The organism is Curtobacterium flaccumfaciens UCD-AKU (genome assembly GCF_000349565.1).
GTDB classification, from domain to species: domain Bacteria; phylum Actinomycetota; class Actinomycetes; order Actinomycetales; family Microbacteriaceae; genus Curtobacterium; species Curtobacterium poinsettiae.
Genome location: NZ_KB714623.1, coordinates 1 through 219, shown reverse-complemented (window position 1 = coordinate 219; position 219 = coordinate 1).

Here is a 219-nt window from a genome sequence, read left to right as displayed (position 1 = left end):
CCCCGGGACCGGCGCACGAGAGCCGGTGGCTCCCACCCCATCGGCCACCGGCTCTCAAAGTCAATAACGGTGGCTCCCAACCTCAATATCCAGTGGCTCCCAAACCCTCAAATACTCAATGAGCTCCCACCGATCGAGGACGAGCCCGTCGATGACCTCGACGATCCGGACGGCGAAGACGACGTGGTCGACGACATTTCCCTATTGGCGATCGCTGAT